This window comes from Acidovorax sp. Root217 (genome assembly GCF_001428645.1).
Taxonomy (GTDB): Bacteria; Pseudomonadota; Gammaproteobacteria; order Burkholderiales; family Burkholderiaceae_C; genus Acidovorax.
In genome coordinates this window covers 3,594-21,761 of the sequence record NZ_LMIH01000007.1, presented here as the reverse complement: position 1 = coordinate 21,761, position 18,168 = coordinate 3,594, and the positions used below count along the sequence as shown (strand labels likewise).

23 protein-coding genes are annotated in these 18,168 nt (G+C 65.3%); 11 read left to right on the top strand and 12 right to left on the bottom strand.

Annotation, left to right across the window (positions count from 1 at the left end):
• Nucleotides 1–19: 19 nt before the first annotated feature.
• Both ASE31_RS32200 and ASE31_RS07125 read right to left on the bottom strand, forming a co-directional pair.
• The gene (locus ASE31_RS32200) at nt 20–166 is read right to left on the bottom strand and encodes a hypothetical protein (protein WP_200961086.1); all 147 of its coding nucleotides are present in this window, start codon (nt 164–166) and stop codon (nt 20–22) included.
• A 552-nt stretch (nt 167–718) separates the two neighbouring features.
• Nucleotides 719–1,948 (bottom strand): MFS transporter, encoded by a 1,230-nt coding sequence (locus ASE31_RS07125; protein WP_057200866.1) that lies wholly within the window; start codon nt 1,946–1,948, stop codon nt 719–721.
• 86 nt (nt 1,949–2,034) lie between these two features.
• On the opposite strand from ASE31_RS07125, the gene ASE31_RS07120 reads away from it, so the two are divergent.
• On the top strand, nt 2,035–2,664 hold the full coding sequence (locus ASE31_RS07120) for a TetR/AcrR family transcriptional regulator (RefSeq protein WP_057200935.1): 630 nt from the start codon (nt 2,035–2,037) through the stop codon (nt 2,662–2,664).
• Nucleotides 2,665–2,964: 300 nt separating this feature from the next.
• On the opposite strand, the gene ASE31_RS07115 is transcribed toward ASE31_RS07120, so the two are convergent.
• Nucleotides 2,965–4,140: a mechanosensitive ion channel family protein gene (locus ASE31_RS07115; protein WP_082604058.1), complete on the bottom strand. Its 1,176-nt coding sequence runs from the start codon at nt 4,138–4,140 to the stop codon at nt 2,965–2,967.
• A gap of 119 nt (nt 4,141–4,259) precedes the next feature.
• Nucleotides 4,260–4,709, bottom strand: coding sequence for a thermonuclease family protein (locus ASE31_RS07110; protein ID WP_057200933.1), 450 nt, complete (start codon nt 4,707–4,709; stop codon nt 4,260–4,262).
• A gap of 316 nt (nt 4,710–5,025) precedes the next feature.
• On the opposite strand from ASE31_RS07110, the gene ASE31_RS32995 reads away from it, so the two are divergent.
• Nucleotides 5,026–5,727: a DUF6796 family protein gene (locus tag ASE31_RS32995; protein ID WP_057200865.1), complete on the top strand. Its 702-nt coding sequence runs from the start codon at nt 5,026–5,028 to the stop codon at nt 5,725–5,727.
• A gap of 230 nt (nt 5,728–5,957) precedes the next feature.
• Nucleotides 5,958–6,446 (top strand): tetratricopeptide repeat protein, encoded by a 489-nt coding sequence (locus ASE31_RS07100; protein WP_057200864.1) that lies wholly within the window; start codon nt 5,958–5,960, stop codon nt 6,444–6,446.
• A 9-nt stretch (nt 6,447–6,455) separates the two neighbouring features.
• Here ASE31_RS07100 and ASE31_RS07095 read toward each other — a convergent pair whose 3' ends face one another.
• Together ASE31_RS07095 and ASE31_RS07090 are read right to left on the bottom strand one after the other, a co-directional pair.
• Entirely contained in the window at nt 6,456–7,265 is an 810-nt protein-coding gene (locus ASE31_RS07095) for an exodeoxyribonuclease III (protein WP_057200863.1), read from the bottom strand.
• A 54-nt stretch (nt 7,266–7,319) separates the two neighbouring features.
• Entirely contained in the window at nt 7,320–8,279 is a 960-nt protein-coding gene (locus ASE31_RS07090; protein WP_057200862.1) for a Ku protein, read from the bottom strand.
• Between the two features lie 139 nt (nt 8,280–8,418).
• Between ASE31_RS07090 and ASE31_RS07085 the strand changes: the two genes are divergently transcribed.
• Together ASE31_RS07085 and ASE31_RS31475 are read left to right on the top strand one after the other, a co-directional pair.
• The gene (locus tag ASE31_RS07085) at nt 8,419–8,748 is read left to right on the top strand and encodes a hypothetical protein (protein ID WP_200961085.1); all 330 of its coding nucleotides are present in this window, start codon (nt 8,419–8,421) and stop codon (nt 8,746–8,748) included.
• A 170-nt stretch (nt 8,749–8,918) separates the two neighbouring features.
• Entirely contained in the window at nt 8,919–9,290 is a 372-nt protein-coding gene (locus ASE31_RS31475; protein ID WP_157412383.1) for a hypothetical protein, read from the top strand.
• 146 nt (nt 9,291–9,436) lie between these two features.
• Here ASE31_RS31475 and ASE31_RS07075 read toward each other — a convergent pair whose 3' ends face one another.
• The gene (locus tag ASE31_RS07075; protein ID WP_057200860.1) at nt 9,437–9,889 is read right to left on the bottom strand and encodes a VOC family protein; all 453 of its coding nucleotides are present in this window, start codon (nt 9,887–9,889) and stop codon (nt 9,437–9,439) included.
• 455 nt (nt 9,890–10,344) lie between these two features.
• Here ASE31_RS07075 and ASE31_RS07070 point away from each other — a divergent pair, with 455 nt between their 5' ends.
• The gene (locus tag ASE31_RS07070; protein WP_057200859.1) at nt 10,345–10,938 is read left to right on the top strand and encodes a hypothetical protein; all 594 of its coding nucleotides are present in this window, start codon (nt 10,345–10,347) and stop codon (nt 10,936–10,938) included.
• Nucleotides 10,939–11,221: 283 nt separating this feature from the next.
• Here ASE31_RS07070 and ASE31_RS33080 read toward each other — a convergent pair whose 3' ends face one another.
• The 5 genes from ASE31_RS33080 to ASE31_RS07050 form a co-directional block, all read right to left on the bottom strand.
• Complete coding sequence (locus tag ASE31_RS33080; RefSeq protein WP_369819439.1) at nt 11,222–11,485, bottom strand: DUF1010 domain-containing protein; 264 nt, start codon at nt 11,483–11,485, stop codon at nt 11,222–11,224.
• A 195-nt stretch (nt 11,486–11,680) separates the two neighbouring features.
• Nucleotides 11,681–12,337 carry a hypothetical protein gene (locus ASE31_RS31465; RefSeq protein ID WP_157412382.1) on the bottom strand — a complete coding sequence of 219 codons (657 nt, stop codon included), beginning with the start codon at nt 12,335–12,337 and terminating at the stop codon, nt 11,681–11,683.
• 377 nt (nt 12,338–12,714) lie between these two features.
• On the bottom strand, nt 12,715–13,527 hold the full coding sequence (locus ASE31_RS07060) for an AraC family transcriptional regulator (protein WP_162261378.1): 813 nt from the start codon (nt 13,525–13,527) through the stop codon (nt 12,715–12,717).
• Nucleotides 13,528–13,581: 54 nt separating this feature from the next.
• A complete protein-coding gene (locus tag ASE31_RS07055) occupies nt 13,582–13,950 on the bottom strand; it encodes a hypothetical protein (protein ID WP_057200856.1) in 369 nt (122 codons plus the stop codon).
• Between the two features lie 25 nt (nt 13,951–13,975).
• The gene (locus ASE31_RS07050) at nt 13,976–14,257 is read right to left on the bottom strand and encodes a hypothetical protein (protein ID WP_057200855.1); all 282 of its coding nucleotides are present in this window, start codon (nt 14,255–14,257) and stop codon (nt 13,976–13,978) included.
• A gap of 235 nt (nt 14,258–14,492) precedes the next feature.
• On the opposite strand from ASE31_RS07050, the gene ASE31_RS07045 reads away from it, so the two are divergent.
• The 5 genes from ASE31_RS07045 to ASE31_RS07025 all read left to right on the top strand — a co-directional run bounded on the left by ASE31_RS07045 (nt 14,493) and on the right by ASE31_RS07025 (nt 17,920).
• Nucleotides 14,493–14,828 carry a DUF1330 domain-containing protein gene (locus ASE31_RS07045; RefSeq protein ID WP_057200854.1) on the top strand — a complete coding sequence of 112 codons (336 nt, stop codon included), beginning with the start codon at nt 14,493–14,495 and terminating at the stop codon, nt 14,826–14,828.
• A gap of 100 nt (nt 14,829–14,928) precedes the next feature.
• Nucleotides 14,929–16,269 (top strand): type II toxin-antitoxin system HipA family toxin, encoded by a 1,341-nt coding sequence (locus ASE31_RS07040; RefSeq protein WP_057200853.1) that lies wholly within the window; start codon nt 14,929–14,931, stop codon nt 16,267–16,269.
• Nucleotides 16,262–16,552, top strand: coding sequence for a helix-turn-helix domain-containing protein (locus ASE31_RS07035; RefSeq protein WP_057200852.1), 291 nt, complete (start codon nt 16,262–16,264; stop codon nt 16,550–16,552). Before ASE31_RS07040 ends, ASE31_RS07035 begins: the two co-directional genes overlap by 8 nt.
• A 354-nt stretch (nt 16,553–16,906) precedes the next feature.
• Nucleotides 16,907–17,242: a hypothetical protein gene (locus tag ASE31_RS07030; protein WP_057200851.1), complete on the top strand. Its 336-nt coding sequence runs from the start codon at nt 16,907–16,909 to the stop codon at nt 17,240–17,242.
• A 297-nt stretch (nt 17,243–17,539) separates the two neighbouring features.
• Nucleotides 17,540–17,920 (top strand): hypothetical protein, encoded by a 381-nt coding sequence (locus ASE31_RS07025; RefSeq protein ID WP_057200850.1) that lies wholly within the window; start codon nt 17,540–17,542, stop codon nt 17,918–17,920.
• Nucleotides 17,921–18,168: the final 248 nt, after the last annotated feature.

The following is an 18,168-nucleotide window of genomic DNA, read 5'->3' as shown; positions in this document are numbered from 1 at the left end:
AAAAACCCAGCCCACACATTCACCCCATTGGCTTCCAATGCGGCGCTTCCGGCTCCGGGTACAGCAGCGCCTCGCGCGCCGGCCGCTGCATGGCCTCCCACTGGCGGCGGCGCTTGATGTCGCGGGGACGGATTTTTTCGGGCTGGGTTCGGTGGGTGCGGGACATGGTGGTTACCTCCTCTTGGCGGGTGTGGGGTAGCTCCATTGGCGCGCTGACTGCACCCCGTGGCTGTCGGACGGATTCGATGCAGGGCATCGGCCGCCGCCGAGGGCGCGTGCAAGGCCCTGCCGACGCGCCCCCCCAAAAAAAACAGCCCGCGGTGGGCGGGCTGTGAACTTGCTGTTCAGCAAGGGAGGGGTGGGTGTCGATGCGGTATCGACAGGAGCAATACTAAAGATCCCGACTCGCGATTTTTGTAGGACGGCGCCCCGTTGAAGCGTGTGCAAAAGAGAAGGGCATTTCAACCATGAGGGAGCGGTTCCCTGTGCGGGCCGGGGTGCTGCCTGTAGGAATTGTCCGACCCGCCCATTTTGCAAAAGACTGCATGCAACTGTTGCAGTGCGTTCTAAGCTGATGCCTTCTTCACGGAGGACCACATGCCTATCTTGGGAATCGTCTTTGGAATCCAGGCCATTGCCATCGTCGCAGCGCTGTCGCTGAGCCTGGCCATCTACTCCTGACCTGCTTTGGGGTTGGGCCATGGGCGATGGCTACCGCTCAGGGCGCCGCCCGCCGCAGCATCAGCCCCAGCGCCACCAGGCCCAGTGCCAGCACCGCCAGCCCAAAGCCCAGGGCCGTGGCATGCAGCCCGAAGGTGCCCGCAGCCAGCCCGGCCACGATGGCCGGCACGCTGAACGCCAAGTAGCTGAGAACGAAAAAGCCCGACATCAGCCCCCCGCGCTCTGCCGGCGTGGCGGTGCCCACCAGGCTGCGCAGCGAGCCGTTGAAGCCCGAGCCAAAACCCACCCCCGCCACCACAGTGCCTGCGAAGAAGGCCATGGTCGAATGCAGTGCCACGCCCGCCAGCGTGATCACCAGGCCCAGCACCAGCGCACCGGTGCCCAGCAGCAGCACCTGCCGCGGCGGCTGCGTGCGCACGAAGGCGATGGCCACGGCACTGGTCAGCACCAGCGCGCAGATGAGGGCGCCGCCCACCACCGGTGCGTGGCTGCCCGTGATCACCCGCGCCAGCGTGGGCCCGAGCGAGAGGTAGAAACCGCCCAGTGCCCACAGCGCCGTGTTCAGCGGCAGAATGCGCACCAGCGTGCTGCGCGAACTGGCCGGTATGGCGATGCGCGGGCGCAGCGAGCGCCAGGCGCCTGGGCGGCGCACCACCGTTTCTGGCAAAAAGACGGCGGCCAGCGCCTGCAGCACGAACAGCCCCAGCAGCAACTCGAACACCAGCGCCGTGTGCGTGGGCGCAAACTGCACCAGCGCACTGGTGCCCAGCGCCCCGACGGCCATGCCCAGCATGGGCGCCACGCTGTTGACCAGGGCGCCGCGCTCGGTGTGCAGGTCGATCAGCGCTGCGCTGAGCACGCTGGTGGCGATGCCCGTGGCCAGGCCCTGCACGATGCGCGCGGCAAACAGCCAGGCCACCGAGTCGGCCTGCCAGAAGAGCACGGTGGAGACGATCTCCAATACCAGCGCCAGCAGCACCACCTCGCGCCGGCCCCGGTGGTCCGAGAAGGTGCCAAACACCAGCGCCGCGCCCAGCAGCGCAAACGCATAGCTGGCAAAGACCAGCGTCAGCGTCAGCGCCGAGAAGCCCCAGCTGTCGCGGTACAGCGCATACAGCGGTGAAGGCGCGCTCGACGCTGCCAGAAACCCCACCAGGATGGAGGCCAGCAGCCACAGGGCCATGGCATGGCTGAGCCGCCGTGTGGGCGCGGAGGGCGGGGCGATGGCTGCTGCGGTGGCAGCAGCGGCGCTGAGGTTCGTGGCCATGGAAACTCCAGTACGAGGCAAAAGCAAAGAATTTGCTTTTGCGTATTAAACCACTAAAGCAATGGTTTTGCTTTAGCATGGTGGCCATGAACCCCAGACCATCCCCCCGCCCCGGGGGACGCAGCGCCCGCGTGCAGGCCGCCGTGCACCGCGCCACCAACGAATTGAGCGACGAGCTGGGCCGTGCGCCGCTCACCGTGCCGCTGATCGCCGCCCGGGCGGGCGTGACGCCCTCTACCATCTACCGCCGCTGGGGCGGTCTGGCCGAGCTGCTGGCCGACGTGGCGCTGGACCGGTTTCGCGCCGACACCGAGCCTGCGGACACCGGCAGCGTGGAGGGTGACCTGCAGGCCTGGGCCGAGCAGTTCTTTGAAGAAATGGGCTCCGAGGTCGGGCAGGCCATGCTGCGCGATGTGCTGGCCGGGCGCAGCCAGGGCGAGATGCCCGTGCCCTGCCAATGCGCGGCCTACACCGCCAGCCAGATCGAGATCGTGCTGGCGCGCGGCACCGCGCGCGGCGAGGCCGTGCCGGCAGTGGACGCCATCATGGACGGCGTGGTCGCGCCCATCATCTACCGCACCCTGTTTGGGCCCAACCGGGCCAGCCATGCGCTGGTGCGTGGGCTGGTGGGCGGTTGCATGCAAGGGGCAAGCCGGTCGAACGGTTCGGCCCTGGCACTCGCGGGTGCCGCAGGGCCGGCCTCTTTCATGGACTGACGGCGGCAGGCAAGGCAACGGCGAGTGTGGCCCTGCTTGGCCCTCACCCTTCGGGCTGCGATGGCAGCAGGCTGCATCGCAGCGTTGCGGCCTTTGGCAAGGCGGCCAGCGTTGGTGGCAGCCCGCTGCAACACCGGGGCACGGCCGAGTTCTCGGTTTCAGTGGACCAGCAGCTTGCCGGATCTGGAAATCGTCGGCTGCAAATCGGCTGCAGCGGTCCATTTTTCACCGCCTTTTTTCCCTGCAGCCTGACTATGGGGCTGCCTATCCGGAAAAAACTGTTTCCGCTGAGGTCGATTCTCACTGCGACGCTCCAAATCCGACCCGCTCCTGTGCCTGGACGGGCATGTCCGCCTGCGCGGCTCGCTGTTCCCGGGGCGGCTGGGGCCCGTTGCCGGCCGCTGGGGCCACCACGTGCACGGTGCGCGTGGGAAAAGCGAAATCGATGCCCTGCGCCGCCAGCTCGCGCATGAGCGCCAGATTGATGCGCTGCTGCTCATCCATGTAGATGCCGTAGGCCGGGTCGAGCACGATGTAGACCACCTCGTAGTCCAGCGAGCTGTCGCCGAATTTCTTGAAATGCGCGCGGTCGAAGCGCAGCTTGTCGCTGGCCTCGATGATGCCCTTGACCAGTGCGGGAATGGCCTCGGCCTGCCCGGCCGTGGTGTCGTAGGTCACGCCGAAGCCGAACACGATGCGCCGCTCCCGCAGCCGCTTGAAGTTGCTCACGGTCTGCTTGAGCATCTCGGTGTTGGACATCACGACCTGCTCGCCACTCAGGCTGCGGATGCGCGTGGTTTTGACGCCCACCATCTCCACCGTGCCCGAGACGCCGCCCAGGGAGATGAAATCGCCTACCTCGAAGGGCTTGTCGGTGGCGATGGCGATGGACGCGAACAGGTCGCCCAGAATGTTCTGTGCCGCCAGCGCAATCGCAATGCCGCCCACGCCCAGGCTGGCGACGAAGGCCGTGATGTTGACCCCTACGTTCGACAGCATTGCCAGCAGCGCCACGGCCCACAACAGCGTGCGCAGGCCCCATGAGACCAGCGTGGTGGCCGCGCTCTGCGGCCCCTGGCCAGTGGTGGCATGGCGCTCGGCATAGCGGCGCAGGCCGATGGTCACCGCACGGTTGGCCCACAGCGCCAGCTGCAGGGCCAGCGCCACGAACCACAGCTGGCCCACGCGCGAAGCCCAGCGGTCCGGCAGGTCGAGCATGCCCACGCCGATCAGCAGCGCGGCCAGGGCCATCAGCCACTGGCTGGTGCCGCTGAGCACTTCGATGAAAAAGTCGTCAGCGCGGTTGGTCGTGCGGCCTGCGATCTTGGCAAGCCTCTTGAGGGCGATGCGTACCGTGGTGGCCATCGCCAGATAGACCAGCATTGCAACCAGGCAAGCGATGGCGATGCTGCTGACGGACAGGCCTGCGATGGTGGTCTGCTGGAGCCAGGGGAGGAGGGAGAAATCACTGTTCATTCCCCAAACCGTAACAGCTAAGCATTCCAGGCCGCCAGATGCCGCACCCTGCGGGTGGGGCTTTTCGTGCCGAGGCCGCTGCAGGGTGCTGCGCAGTCCGGCTGCTGCGCAGCAGGGGGTCAGGGCCTTTTCTTGCGCGTTGCGCGCCAGTCCCACGGCGGCAGCGGGCTGGTCTGCGCCCACAGGCCGCGCCCGGCCGCCTGGGCGCGCAGCTGCACATCGGCCAGCGCCTCATAGCCCAGGCCCACCTTGGGGTCATACCAGGCCATGCCGGCGCGCAGCTGCTCTGTGGCGGCGTCCTTGCCCTGGCATTCCACGTCGGCCACGGTGCGGCCAAAAACGTCGACGGTGATGTTGCTGAGCTTGACCTTCTGCGGTATCAGGCACAGGTTGACCAGGCTCTTGTGCGACAGCTCGCCAAAGGGCTGGCGCATCTCGGGCGCATCGATGGCGCGCACGGCGACGAAGGTCTCTTCATTGCGGGTCACATCGGCGCAGCGGGCGCGGAAAGAGTCGCCATCGTGGATGGCAACGACCAGGCAAAGCAGGGTGGCGGTGGTCAAGGGCATGGTGTGGCCGGGCGGTGCGGGGTGACTAGGTGGGGGCGGCAGCAGTGCCGGCGGGCGCGTGTGCAGGCGCATGCCCGCGCGTGCAACCGGCCTCTCGCGCCGCGGCATGCGGGCGGTGCTTGTCGATGCGTTCTGCCATCCCTCTCACCCCGATTGTGTGTTGGTGGAATTTTTGTGGCGCTATTTTGCTATGGCTGGGCCGGCCTGCAGCAGCTTGGCGCGCGGTTTTGGGGGAGTTCACCCAAATGCCAGGCGACTTTTCACGGCGTCGCCGGCATGATGCGCACCTCGATCACTTCAGCAAGGCGGGCACTGCATGGCGAATGGACACCCGGGCGACACGACACCACCACGCAACCGGCCGGCTGCCGGCCTGGGCATTCTGGGGGCCTTGCTGCTGTTTGCCGGCGACATGCTGCTACTGGGCCATTGGGGGGCTGCCGCTGATTTCCGCGCCGGGATGCTGGAGCTGATCCGCTCGGCGCCGGTGGAACGCATCTGGGCCGGCGGCCTGCTCGGGCCCGTGGCGGGGGCCTTGCTGGTGGCGGGCTTCTGGCAGGTCTGCCAGGGGGTGAAGGTGCCGGCGGAGTGGGCGGCGCGCGCCATGTTCGGCCTGTTCCTGCTGTTTGCGGTGGGACTGGCGGCCATCCATTCCGTGTGGGCGGTGTTCGAGCTGCTCATCCGTTCGTGCGTGGATGGCGCGGCCGGTGGGGCTCCCGCGGCATGCCAGGCGCAGGCCGACGCCGTGCAGGCCTACATGCGGGTGTCGCTGCTGGCCCTGGCCGTGCCGGGCGCCATCGCCTCGGTGATCCTGGCTGTGCTGGTGCTGCGCAGGCGCACGCACCTGCCGCGCTGGACGGTGGTGGCCAACCCGCTGCTGCTGGTGGCGGTGCTGTTGCCCGCATTTGCCGCCGCGCCCGCGCCCATCGGGGCGGTGCTGCTGGGCGGGTCGGCGAGCATTCTGCTGCTGGTATTCTTTGCGGTGGCCCAGGGCAGCACCTGGGGCCGCGTGCAGTGAACCAGCACGCGCAGACCTCACTTTGAGCGTTTTCTTCAGCGCGCTGGCCGTGGCCGGTGCCCCTCCCTGGCTGGGGGCGTCATGGGAGTCAGGCATGATGGATTGCCGTTCAGGGCAAGATGGGCATTCCCTGGGTCGGCTCGGCCAGGCGACCCATCGCAAGCATTGCCGTGGCGGCAGTGCTCGTGCCAGAACGACGCCATTCACCTCTGACCTGGAAGGTAACGCACATGTCTGACCCCGTGAACGACAACGACGACCACAACCCCTACGAAGATGCCATGGCTGCCTACGACCGGGGGCATCTGAGCAAGGCGTTCAAGCTGTTCCTGGCGGGGGCGGAATCGGGCGATGTGGATTCGATGGCCATGGTCGCGGTGATGTACGGCGCGGGCGAAGGCGTGCGGATCGACCTGCACCAGTCCATCGAATGGGACCAGAAGGCCATTGCGGCGGGCAGTGAGCTGGCGTTTCTGAACATCGCCATCACCTACCGCTGCGTGGGCGATTTGGTGAATGCCAGGCACTTCTTCGAACGCGCGCTGGAGTCCGGTGACGGAGAGGCCGCGCTGCAGCTGGCCAAGCTCTACATGGTGAGCGACAAGGAAAGCGAGACGGTGCGCAAGTACCTGCACATCGCCATCGACAGCACGAACGCCTTCGACGACACCAGGCAGGAAGCCCGGGACCTGCTGGCGCGGGGCGTGCAGCGCGACTGACGGTCTGGTTCAGCCGCCGGTTTTCCTCTTTGTGCTCGCCCGCTTGCGGGCCTGCGCCAGTTCGGCCCACACCGGCGCATGGTCGCTGGGGCTTTGGTGGGCCCGCTCCTGGCGGTCCACACCGGCGCCCACCACCTTCAGTTGCTGGCCGACCAGGATGTGGTCGATGCGCAGCCCTGCATCGCGCTCCCAGCGCCGGCGCCGGTAGTCCCAGAACGTAAACAACGGGCGCTCCTTTGGGTGCGCCTGGGCCAGGGCGTCGGTCCAGCCCTGGGCCAGCAGCTGTGCAAAGGCTTGCCGGGGCTCGGGTTGCAGCAGGGCGTTGTCGCGCCAGGTGTCGGGCTTGTAGATATCGGCGTCGGTGGGCGCCACGTTCCAGTCGCCCAGCAGCACCACCGGGTGGCCCGTGGCCCACAGCTGTGCGGCGCGCTGCTGCAGGCGCGCGAACCAGCGCATTTTGTACTCAAACTTGGGGCCGGGCCTGGGGTTGCCGTTGGGCAGGTACAGGCAGGCGAACAGCACGCCGCCGATGGCGGCCTCGAGGTAGCGGGCTTCTTTGTCTGCCGGGTCGCCAGGCAGCGTGGTGGCCACCGGCAAGGGCGCGGCGCCGCGTGCCAGCAGGGCCACGCCGTTCCAGGTGCACTGGCCCACTGCTACCGCGCCGTAGCCTGCGGCCTGCAGCGCATCGGCAGGGAACTGGGCCGTGGTGCACTTGAGCTCCTGCAGCGCCACCACGTCGGGCTGGGTGCGTTGCAGCCAGTCCACCAACTGGGGCAGCCGCTTGTGGATGTTGTTGACGTTCCAGGTGGCGACCCGCATGGCATCACGGTGCTGGCATGGCACAGGTTGCCGTGGTCACAGGGCCTCTTCTTTTCACGCGGCCTTGCGGTGTGGAGTGGTCGTGCCGGTCTTCCTGGCTGGCGCGGCTTTGGCGGTGGTCTTTTTGGCGGGGGCCTTGGTCTTGGGTGCCGACTTCGCATCTGCGCGGCCCTTGTGGCCCAGGCTGCGCTTGAGCAGGGCGGTCAGGTCGATCACATCGCCGCTGGCCTGCGGTGCTTCCTCTTCGGGCTCCAGAACGGTCTGGGCCTTGCCTGCCTTGGCTTTTTTCTCCACCAGCTTCATCACCTGGCGGCGAAACTCGTCCTTGAAGTCGCCGGGGTTCCAGGGGCCCGACATTTCCTGGACCAGCTGCGTGGCCATCTTGAGCTCGGCCGCGCTCACGCTCTTCTTGCCAGCAGGCGGCAGCTTGAGCGAGTCGAGCGTCTTGACCTCGTCGCCCCAGCGCAGCAGGTTGAGCACCAGGGCCGGGCCCGAGGGCACCAGCGCCGCCAGGTGCTGCTTGGTGGCGATGACGACGCGCGCCAGCCCGATCTTGCCGGTGGCGATGAGGGTTTCACGCAGCAGCGCGTAGACCTTGTCGCTCTTGTCTGTCGGGGCAACGAAGTAGGGCCGCTCCAGGAAGATGAAGGGCATCTCGGCGGCATCGATGAAGCGCTCGATGGCGATGGTCTGCGTGGTCTTGGGGAAGACTGCCTCGATCTCCTCGGGGCTGATGACCACGTACTTGCCTTCGCCATACGCCACGCCCTTGACGATGTGGTCGCGGTCGATCTCCTTGCCCGTGCGCTTGTTCACGCGCTTGTAGCCCACGGGGTCCATGGTGCGCTTGTCCAGCCAGTCGAAATCAACGCCCTCAGCGGTGGCTGCCGTGTGCAGGCCCACGGGGATGTGCACCAGGCCGAAAGTGATGGCGCCCTTCCACAGGGTACGGCTGCCGCCTGAAGACGAGGGTGCTGTTGCGGCTGCTGCCTTTGATGCTGCTGCTTTGGCCATGATGGCTACTCCAAACGGGAACCCCGGGTGGCAGAAGTCTGGCGCGCTGCGCTGGTGCGAGCTGTAGGCGGGCGCTCACGCAGTGGGTAGGCATTCGGGCAACTGCCGCGTGTGCCGCATTCACCTATGCTGGAGCCCTATGCCCGCCACCACGCTTCGCCCCATCGCAGTGCACGTGCAAGAGGCTGTGCCAAGCCGGTTTCATTGGGTTCTGACCGAGCGCGGCAGCGGCAACGGCTGGGCAGAGATCCAGCGCGCGCCCGCGCCCGCCGCCACTTACCGGCAGGCCATGGCCGACGGGCTGCTGGCACTGCAGGCATTGATCGACGACCTGGACATCGGCCCGCGCAACGCCGCGGCGCAAGCCCCTGGCCCGCACGGGGGGCGTGCTCGCCAAGCTTCATCGAATGCCGCCTCTGCACCCCTGCCCGCCAAGCGCTCGCTGTTCGGATTCGGCCCCGCGAGGTGACATGCGGTGGCTCTTTGTAGGCAGCTTGGCGCAGGCCACCATCCGGTGAGAAGAACCCAGGGCGGCGCGAATAGGACGCGCCAACGGCACGCAGTCCTACTGCTGGGTATTTTCGCGACTACGTAGTATGAGTGACGGCAATTTGACCGTTATTCACCGGAGACAATTCCATGTCGAACCCATCCACACCACGCACCCTCCCAACCCTGCGCCACCTGGTGGCCGTGCCCCTGATCGCAGTGGCCGCGCTGTCGCTCACCGCCTGCGACACCATGAAATCCAGCGGCTCCAAGTCTTCGTCATCGCAGATGAGCAGCCCGCAGGCGAGTGGCACCAATTCCGGCGCCATGGGTGGCTCGACCACCAATTCCAGCAGCCCCGGCAGCTCGACCGGGATGAGCGGCACGGCGCCCTCTTCGAGCGGTAGCGGCACCGGCAACTCGGGCACCGGCACCGCCGGCGGCACTGGCAGCTCGGGTGGCACCGGCGGCACCGGCCCTGGCGCTGCGGGGGCCCCTGGCGGCAGTGGCGGCTCGCGTTGATGGTTTTTTTGACGCCGTGAAATGGGCGCCCCGCCAGGGCCCCAGGAGGCTATTGCCACCTGGGGCTTTTTCATGCCCTATCGAAACCCGTACCTGCGCCCATCCCCGCCGCATGCCTGCGCCGCACCCGGCATGCCCGTGGGGCATCAGCCGCCGTTCATCAACGCGTTGTAGCGACACTGCATCTCCTCGGGCGTCACTTTCTCGATCGAATGGCCGACGTTCCAGCGGTGGCCGAAGGGGTCGCGCACCACGCCCGAGCGCTCGCCGTAGAACGCGTCCTGCGCTGGCCGATCCAGCGTGGCGCCGAGGGCAAGGGCTCGGGCGATCACCGCGTCCGCATCGTCCACGTGGATGTGCAGCGACACGCTGGTGGGCGCGCCGGCCTTGGGGCCATGGATGCCGCACTCGGGGTACTCGTCGCTGACCATCAGCGTGCTGCCGCCGAAGTCGAGCTCGGCATGGCCCAGCCGGCCGGTGGGGGGCTCGGTCAGCCGGAACAGCTCGCGCGCGCCGAAGGCTTCTTCGTAGAAGCGGATCGCCGCTGCGCCATCGGCAACGTGCAGGTAGGGAAATAGTTCGTGGAAAATGTCGTGCATCTCCTTTGGTTGCAAGTTCAGCACCACTGTAGGCAAGGCGGGCAGGGATGTCTTGAAGGAAATTGACCCTGGGCCGGGTTCTTGGCTGCGTATTTCGGGTCTTCCGGACAGCCAGTTCGGCACCGTGGACACAGAAGCCGGCACCGTGAGCAGAGGCGCAAATGGCCGGCCGAACCTTGCTGAAGAACATTTGCGGGCGTGGGCTAGACTTTGGGTATCGGCTAGGAGCGGTCTTTCAATTAGAAATCGGCGTCACCGAAGTCCAGTGAGTTTGGGGGCCTGGGCAGGCAGCGGCAGCAATATGCCATCGATCTCGCGGCGTGTGAGGCTGTATCTTGCCGTCGGCGCGAGGCGGTCGGCCATTTGGGGGATATCTATGGGCGGCGCAGCCCACTAGACTGGCACTGCTGCAGGCACCACCGTGCACGGCACGCGATTGAGAGGGAGAACCACCTATGCGACGGCAGATCTGGCGCACCACCCTGGCTGCGCTACTGGCCAGCGCCAGCTTGGGCGCTGGCGCGGGGATGTCTTTGCCCATCACGGCCGTGGAGCTCGATGGCGTGAGCATGGCCAAGCTGCGCGGCTCCATTGCCTTGCCGCGGCCGGACCTCGCTATCACCGAGCTTTTAACGTACGTCTACCCCGAAGACATCCTGCGCAAGGACAGCCCCCGGTCTGCCCCTTACGCGAGTTTTTCGACAGAGGTGTTCGAGACCGGACCCGGTTACCAGCGCAAACGGGTCGGAAACTGCAAATTCGAGCAAGCGCAGTGGACCTGTCGGGGCCATGACATGATCGCCTTTGACAACGGCATTGCGGCAGGCGTGTCCACTACCATGCCGACCGCGATGGTCCTGCGTATCCTGAACTTCGCCCAGCAGTTGGCCGCGGACGAGCGGAAATTTTTCATAACGTCGTACGACAACGGCGACCGGTTCTCGGTCACCGTGGGCGACGGCTGCACCTCCACGATGTCCCTGCGGCGCAAGGGCGAGACTTTCGAGGTGGTGTTTCCGGAATGGCGCAACGCGCGGGTCTGCCATTGAGGCAGCACATTGCAAACGGCTGCGACACCAGCCACGGCAGCAACGGCTGCCTCACCCCCTTGCCATCTTGCTTGCACCGACGACATAAACCCATCCCCACGCTCCGCGCACGCCACGGTGCCGTCCACCACGCCGTTCACCCTGCCGTCGCTGCTGTGGTTGGGCCTTTGCCTGCTCTGGCCCCTGTGCGCGGGCGCCCAGGAGCAGCTCTTGGCCGATTGCTGCCTTACTAGCAGCGGCAGCTTTGGGCCCATAGCCGCCGGACGCTGATACCGGGAAGCGGTCACTCACCGTCCGCGAATTGAACGACTGGTTCTGGGGTGAGGCGAGAGTCGGCAATGCGCCCGGCGCAGTCCTTCAGCAACAGGAGAAGTTGACAGTTGTCCAAGCCGCCGAACGGCCATGTTTTGAAGACGTGCGCCATCCACGAAAAAGCACTGCGCCACCGAAGCGATCCAACGCTGCAAAAACCATAGCAGCTGGCGCCTGCCACATGGACGCCAAAGGCCCGAAAGAGAAATTGCCAAGAAGGTGTGCAGTGATTGATTTCGATTTTTGCCTCAAAGCAACTCCCAGCTTAGCGAAACCCTCTGACAGTCTTGCTCTACAAACCTATCGGAACCCTTCAAACGTGCGCACCACTACCCATTTCGCTCTTATGGCCAGCGATATGCAGCTAGCGCTGTGCTTTGCATCGTCGGACAAAAAATTGAAATTGAACAGCGCAAAGCACCGTGGGCTACTACCGAAGGATGGACTCGGCCACCAATTTGGCGAGGTTGTCAATCAAAACCAAATGATTTCCCAGGTTGGATTTTTCCAAGACCACTGGGCTATTCAAAACCCACGTTTCCTTGCCATCGCTCACGCGCAAGAGTGAACCATTTTGGAGTGTCACGAAGTCAGATCGAAAAGTCATTGGCGCAGCGTTTCTGAATTCACCGAGGTCCAGGATGAGCACGTAATCGGCCGCAGCGCTCTTGCCCGCTTCCAGGGCGTCTGATTTAACGATGCTCGCAGAGTGATTGAGTTTTGCATTCGCGTCGAAGGGTGTCGCCTTGAATGTAGACAGGGTACTGAGTTCGCGGAGCACTGCCACTTGAAGATTTTTACCACTTCCTGCTCCTTGCGCATGGGCTTTTCCCCCTTGTACAACGTCGCGTGAAGGCATGATCAAGATTTTGGAACCGTTTGCGATGGGCTCAGACTTGGTAGTCGACATCGATGCACAGCCAGAGAGTACGACCAAGCATCCAATAACTGCTAGTGCGCGGCCGAGAAAGGAAGTATTTTTTTTCATGAGGATTGAAGTTGGTGCTGTTGGTGATGACTTGGGTTTTGGAGCGAAGAATGAATACGCATCGTCGTGCCGACCTCCATCTCTTGCGGCAGAGCTCACGGCCGCTCCTGGCCGATATCGGAAGTTTAGCTGGACACAGCAGTGCCCCGTATCACCCAAGAAGGCGATTGGGAGCCTGTCGGACTTGGAAATCGTCGGCTACAAATCGACCGCAGCGGTCCATTTTTCACCGCTTTTTTGCCCCATAGCCTGGCTATGGGGCTGCAAATCCGGCAAAAACTGTCCTCGCTGTGGCCGATTTTCGCTTTCGACGCTCCAAGTCCGACAGGCTCCTGGACGAGCCGAACAGATGCTCATGGTCAGCGACCTGGGAATGCACACGAGCGCCGATCTCTTCGTCCAATTCCCGCCATTCCCGCCGTTTCCGCTGTCCAGGTCAACTCGCCCCCACTGTCTAGCAGCGACCGAAATACGCATCAGCCCACGCGCACATGGTTGCGCTGTGCCGGTGCGGCGCGCAGCCAGTCTGTGGGCGTGACGCCGGTGAGGTCGCGGAACTCGCGGGTGAAATGCGCCTGGTCGGCAAAGCCCGCGTCGGCCGCGATGCCGGCGGGCTGCAGGCCCGGGGTATCGAGCCCGGCCAGCGCCGCCTGCAGCCGCAGCACGCGCGCATGCTGCTTGGGTGCCAAGCCGGTGGCTTCGCGGAAGTGGGCAATCAGGTGGCGGTGGCTGAGCCCGCTGGCGCGCACGGCCTGCTGCACCTGCGCGCCGCCGTGCAGACTGGCCAGCGCGGCCGCCACGGCCGGGTGCAGACCGCGCACGCTGTTGCTGAGGCGCGCGAGCAGCCAGCACTCCAGCACGCGCAGGCAGGCCTCTGGCCCGTGCTGCTCCTGCAGCCTGTGCTGCAAGTCGGTGGCGCTGGCGCCGCACACGTCGGCCAGTGGCGTGTGGCGCTCGGCCAGGTCCTGCGCGCTGGTGCCCAGCAGCGCGCCCGCTGCGCCGGGCGCAAGTTGCACGCCCACCGACCAGCCAGGCGCGCCGGCCTCCTTGGCGTAGTGGCCGAACCTGGCGCCGCCGACCACGGCATCGCCGGGAAAGTAGCCCGCAGTGTCCTGGGGGTCACGGAACAGGTGCAGCGGCTGCCCGCCCCAGCGCAGCGCCAGGTGCATGTGGCCCGTGGGCAGTACGTGTTCGCGCACGGGGCAGACCGATGGCGGCGCCGGTGTGAAGCCGGCCCACAGCAGGCGCACGAAGGGGCGCAGCGGCGCAATGGGGGGTCTTGTGATCATCATGCTCATCGCCGCAGGGGAGCAGGGGCTGCGTTGGTTGGTGCGGGCCTGCGCTCAACACACCACCATGTGCTCCACGCCCGCGTCCACCTGGGTCAGTTCTTCCCGCCACCAGCGCGGATCGTTGACGTCGCGCCAGTGAACATCGGGTGAAAGGCTGCGTGTACTGGGGTGGAACACGTCTGCCAGCGACACGAAGATGCTGCCTGGCTGCGGCCAGTCGGGCTGGTCCACCGCCACCAGCCGGTTGCCTCGGCGCAACTCGGCCAGCAGGCAGGTGCGCAATCCGTCGGGCATGGCGCGCAGCATGGCGATGGCCTGGGCGTTGTGCGTGGGCACCGCCACCGAGACTGCGGCATCTTCCAGCGCGGCGATGGCGGGCTCGGTTCCCGGGAGCCGTGCAAGGGTGCGGGATGCTTTCATGGCCGGGGCGGTCTCGGCGCCTCGGTCAGACCTTCAGCTTGCGGGACTGCAGCGCGGCAGCGTAGTCCGCGACGATGCGGGCAATGGCGCCTTTTTCGTTGGCCTCCAGCGCAGTGCGCTCCTGGAACAGCTTGCTGCGGTCGGCTACCAGGCGCTCCATCTTGGCGGTGTCGGGGTTGGGTCGGTTGCTCTCGTGCTGGATGTCCGCCGCCAGGGCAGCGAGCCAGGCGCTCAGGCAGGCGGTGGCGGCCTGGTGGTGGGTGGTGGGGGTGGTCTGTGCTGTTGGCTCTGGCTGGGCGGCAGTCATCGTCATGGCTCCTGGATGGTCTTGTGGGGCGGCGGGGCAGGGGGTGTCCCCTCTACCACTTGACTGTAACGCGGGATGGTGCAAAAGCCGGGGGCGCAGATGCGCTGTCGTGCAAAACATGACCTCGGACGTAATCGACGCGCAACACGGCCTTTTCTACAGTGGCACCTGACTGCCGGGGCATGGTGCCCGCGGCGCACGGTTCATCCACCCCACCCCTTGATGGAGATCCACCATGTCCGCCTACGCCATCGGCCTGCTCGAAGACCTGCAGTTCGGCCCCGACATCGTTACCTACCTGCAGCGCATCGACGCCACGCTGGCGCCGTTTGGCGGGGAGTTTCTAGTGCACGGCACGCGCCCGGAGTTGAAGGAGGGCAAGTTCGGCGGCGACTGCGTGGTGATCGCCTTCCCCTCCATGGAGCAGGCGCGCGCCTGGTACGACTCGGATGCCTACGCGCCGATGATCCCGATGCGCACGCAGCACTCCCGGTCCACGGTGTTCTTGCTGGAGGGGGTGAAGGAGGTGCCGTACCGGGCGGTGGGGTTGCTCCAGAAGTTGGGGGTGTAGGGCTGTTCAGAGTCCGGTGCCAAAAAATTTCAATTTATGGCTATTCCAATAGCCATAATCCAGCCTGTGGTCGAGCAATTTGTCTATCATGATAGACCATATGGCCTACCCCCAATTCACCACCGTCGAAATCCACCATGCCGGCCAATGGCATGCCGCTGGCGATCTGCGGGTGGTGGACCACGGGCATGGTGACTTCACCTACCGTGATGACTATGTGTTCGGCCCGCTGCAGTTGCCGGTGTCACTGAAGTTACCGGTCGGCATTGCGCCTGCGCCGCTGGTGGAGGGACCGCTGGGGCCGCGGCGTGACCTGAGGCTGCCTGCGTTCCTCTACGACATGGTGCCCCAGGGCCGGGGCCGGCGATTTTTGCTGGACACGCTCGGCCTGGCCGATGCGGATGGGCTGGAGGCAGCGCTGCTGCTGCGGGGCGCGTTCAGCCCCATCGGGGCATTGCGCATTGCCTCAGCGGTCACGTTTTACGAGGAAGAGGCCCGCAAGGCCGGCCCGGCGCAGGCGTCCATGGCGCAGGGCTTCGAGCTGGGCGACATGTCTGCCCGGAGCGAGGCGTTTGTGGAGCATCTGGCACTGCACTCCATGCTGGCATCTGGCACCACGGGCGTGCAGGGCGTGGCACCCAAGTTTTTGCTGGCCACGGATGCGCAGGGGCGTTGGTTTGCGGACATGGCCTTGCCCGATTCGCAGGCCCGTGAGCATTGGCTTGCCAAGCTGCCGCGCGGGCGCACGCTGGATGACCTGGCGGTACACCGCAACGAGGCGGCGTACCTGCGCCTGGCGCATGCCTGCGGGATACGCACGAACGAGCCGCCGCAGATGGTCGGCCACATGCTGCTGGTGCGCCGGTTCGACCGCGTGGTGCGGCACGGGCTGCTGCACCGCCTTCACCAGGAGAGCGCGGCCAGCCTGCGCGGCCTGCGCGGTTTTGGGCTGCCGGTGCGCCAGCAGGATCTTGTGGTGGCCATCCGCAGCGTGGTGGACGACCCTGAGCGCGAAACGCTGGAGTTTTTGCGACGTGACGTGCTCAACCTGGCCATGCGCAACACCGACAACCATGCGCGCAACACGGCGGTGCAGCGCACGGCCGACGGGCTGGTGCAGTTGACACCGGTGTTCGATTTTTCGCCCATGTTCCTGGACCCGGAGCTGGTGGCGCGAAGCTGCCACTGGCAATCTGCTGCCGGCCAGCGCCTGCCCGATTGGCAGGCGGTGGTCGATGATCTGCCTGTGGACGATGCGGAGCGAGAGCGCATTGCCGCAGCGCTGGTGGCGTTTGCACCTGTGGTGGAGAGGTTGCCGCAACTGGCGATGGATGCGGGGGTGGATGGCGAGGTCATCGAGCAGTGCCGCAAAAGCATCGACCGGCAGGCGCAGCAGCTGTGGGCACTGGCGAGCCGGGGAGAGGCACACCGCCATGGCTGATGCGCGCCTGAAACGACCTGTCGACCCCGAGACAGCTGCGGCGCGGCGCGAGGAACTGTACCGCATGGTGGCCAGCGGCGAGATCAGCCTGGGCGATGCCGTCGCCCGGATGCGCAGGATCAGCCGGCTCACGCAGGAGGAATTTGCCGCCCACCGCGGCATCAGCGTGCAGGCACTGCGCCAGATCGAACGGGACCATGGCAACCCGACGGTGGAGACCCTGAACAAGGTGGCTGCGGTGTTCAGCCTGCAGGTGGGGTTTGTGCCGCTGCGCAGGCGGTAGGCGGGTGCAGTACGCGGCAATCGGAACCTGTCAGGCCATCGCCCCCTGCCGCACCACCCGCGCCTCCTTGATCGGCAGGTTTACCAGCGCTGCCGCCAGGGCCAGCGCCGCATCGGCCCACCACATCCACGTGTCGGCTAGCGGCGGGGGCGTTGAAGGAGTGGTTGGCGTGTACGGCGAAGGCGGAGCGGGCGTGGTCGGCGGGGTTGAGGGCGGTGTGGCGTGCGGTGAGATATGCCAACGTTCTTTTGCTTGCACGACCTTCTTCGGTATATAAAAGTCCAAGACTGCTGCAAAGCGGCGGCAAAGCAGCTAACCATCGTCAGGATCAAGTTGAGCTGGAGTTTATGAACGATGACTGATCAAGAAACGATCCAGGAAATCAAAGCGCTGGTCGCAAGTTTCAAGCACATTTTTGATGAGCGGCCAGGGATGCTTGGTGACGCCGTTGAAGTGAACGCGAAGTTCCACGTCGTTGATCAATTGCACTTTTTATTGCACAAGGGTCGGCGCATCGATGCTGGTGAGTCGTGGATAGCCTTCTTGATCTCCAAGAAGCACATCAGTGGTGCCGAGAATCACTTCAGATCGGCGTTGAACGCGGACCCCTGTGATTTTTCACTGCTGCAGAAAACCAGGCGGGAGTATGAGGAGTGGCTGTCCAAGATCGATGGCCTTGTGCAGCCATGATTTCTCCGTTCAGTATCGAAATTCACTTTCGCCCCTTTGGCTTGAAGCCCGTTGAACAGGGGCCGTGTTTTGCGCAGCGGTATGCACGGTTGGGTGGGGCATCCCGTCTGGAAGTTGTCTGGTCGCCTGCTTCCCATATGGTTTGTGAGCTTGCCTCGTTGGATGTTAGCTACTGGATTGGCATTCCGGATGGGGGCGCGGGGCAACCCAGTGGTTACCGCATTCTGGACCTGCAATACCTGCTGTTGGACCACGCGTTGACTTGGCCTGTGCAGCCGTTGCCAGGAGCAGGTGGTTATGCGCGTTGAATCGATGGTCCGGTTGGGTGCCGCGCTGGGATTGACGTTGGTGTATGCGCTGTGGATCGCGTTGGTCGCCAATCAGCAGCCCTATCTGGTACTTCTTGCGGTCTATTTCTTGGCGCTTGCGGCTGCGTGGTTGGCCTATCGAAGGGTTTGCTGGAAAAGGTCGCTGATGCTGGATTGCATTGCTGGAGGAGTGGTGGGTTACGCATCGATGGTGATCGTTTCCGTGGTTTGGCGATGCTTCATCCATCCTGGGGGCTCCGCTGGCTCGAATACGGAGGCAGACCTGTATTTTTTCCCCGTGGTTTCGATGGGGTGGCTTTACGGAGGTGTGCTGTTTATGCTGATGGGCGGTCGGAAAAGGCGTCTGTAGTTTTGAAGCGGACCTGCGGCCAGTGGGGCGTGCTTGCGGCGGCTGGCTGGATTGGTGTTGTGCTTTGTGGAGCCTGGTTGTTGAGATTGGCTCCCGTGGTTGCTGCGTGTCTGTGTTTGAGGGCGGAGGCCGGGATGTGCGCCCGGCGGCGCAGTAACTTTCTCTTGGGCCGCCGAGAGAAAGTCACCAAAGAGAAGGCGGCCCCCAGTCTGCGTCCCCCGTTCGCCCTGTCGGGCGAACGGGGGCAG

Excerpts from the sequence above, each read along its gene's own strand:
- ASE31_RS32200 (WP_200961086.1), bottom strand. The coding sequence starts at position 166 with ATGTCCCGCACCCACCGAACCCAGCCCGAAAAAATCCGTCCCCGCGAC.
- ASE31_RS07125 (WP_057200866.1), bottom strand. The coding sequence starts at position 1,948 with ATGGCCACGAACCTCAGCGCCGCTGCTGCCACCGCAGCAGCCATCGCC.
- ASE31_RS07120 (WP_057200935.1), top strand. The coding sequence starts at position 2,035 with ATGAACCCCAGACCATCCCCCCGCCCCGGGGGACGCAGCGCCCGCGTG.
- ASE31_RS07115 (WP_082604058.1), bottom strand. The coding sequence starts at position 4,140 with ATGAACAGTGATTTCTCCCTCCTCCCCTGGCTCCAGCAGACCACCATC.
- ASE31_RS07110 (WP_057200933.1), bottom strand. The coding sequence starts at position 4,709 with ATGCCCTTGACCACCGCCACCCTGCTTTGCCTGGTCGTTGCCATCCAC.
- ASE31_RS32995 (WP_057200865.1), top strand. The coding sequence starts at position 5,026 with ATGGCGAATGGACACCCGGGCGACACGACACCACCACGCAACCGGCCG.
- ASE31_RS07100 (WP_057200864.1), top strand. The coding sequence starts at position 5,958 with ATGTCTGACCCCGTGAACGACAACGACGACCACAACCCCTACGAAGAT.
- ASE31_RS07095 (WP_057200863.1), bottom strand. The coding sequence starts at position 7,265 with ATGCGGGTCGCCACCTGGAACGTCAACAACATCCACAAGCGGCTGCCC.
- ASE31_RS07090 (WP_057200862.1), bottom strand. The coding sequence starts at position 8,279 with ATGGCCAAAGCAGCAGCATCAAAGGCAGCAGCCGCAACAGCACCCTCG.
- ASE31_RS07085 (WP_200961085.1), top strand. The coding sequence starts at position 8,419 with ATGCCCGCCACCACGCTTCGCCCCATCGCAGTGCACGTGCAAGAGGCT.
- ASE31_RS31475 (WP_157412383.1), top strand. The coding sequence starts at position 8,919 with ATGTCGAACCCATCCACACCACGCACCCTCCCAACCCTGCGCCACCTG.
- ASE31_RS07075 (WP_057200860.1), bottom strand. The coding sequence starts at position 9,889 with ATGCACGACATTTTCCACGAACTATTTCCCTACCTGCACGTTGCCGAT.
- ASE31_RS07070 (WP_057200859.1), top strand. The coding sequence starts at position 10,345 with ATGCGACGGCAGATCTGGCGCACCACCCTGGCTGCGCTACTGGCCAGC.
- ASE31_RS07060 (WP_162261378.1), bottom strand. The coding sequence starts at position 13,527 with ATGATCACAAGACCCCCCATTGCGCCGCTGCGCCCCTTCGTGCGCCTG.
- ASE31_RS07055 (WP_057200856.1), bottom strand. The coding sequence starts at position 13,950 with ATGAAAGCATCCCGCACCCTTGCACGGCTCCCGGGAACCGAGCCCGCC.
- ASE31_RS07050 (WP_057200855.1), bottom strand. The coding sequence starts at position 14,257 with ATGACTGCCGCCCAGCCAGAGCCAACAGCACAGACCACCCCCACCACC.
- ASE31_RS07045 (WP_057200854.1), top strand. The coding sequence starts at position 14,493 with ATGTCCGCCTACGCCATCGGCCTGCTCGAAGACCTGCAGTTCGGCCCC.
- ASE31_RS07040 (WP_057200853.1), top strand. The coding sequence starts at position 14,929 with ATGGCCTACCCCCAATTCACCACCGTCGAAATCCACCATGCCGGCCAA.
- ASE31_RS07035 (WP_057200852.1), top strand. The coding sequence starts at position 16,262 with ATGGCTGATGCGCGCCTGAAACGACCTGTCGACCCCGAGACAGCTGCG.
- ASE31_RS07030 (WP_057200851.1), top strand. The coding sequence starts at position 16,907 with ATGACTGATCAAGAAACGATCCAGGAAATCAAAGCGCTGGTCGCAAGT.
- ASE31_RS07025 (WP_057200850.1), top strand. The coding sequence starts at position 17,540 with ATGCGCGTTGAATCGATGGTCCGGTTGGGTGCCGCGCTGGGATTGACG.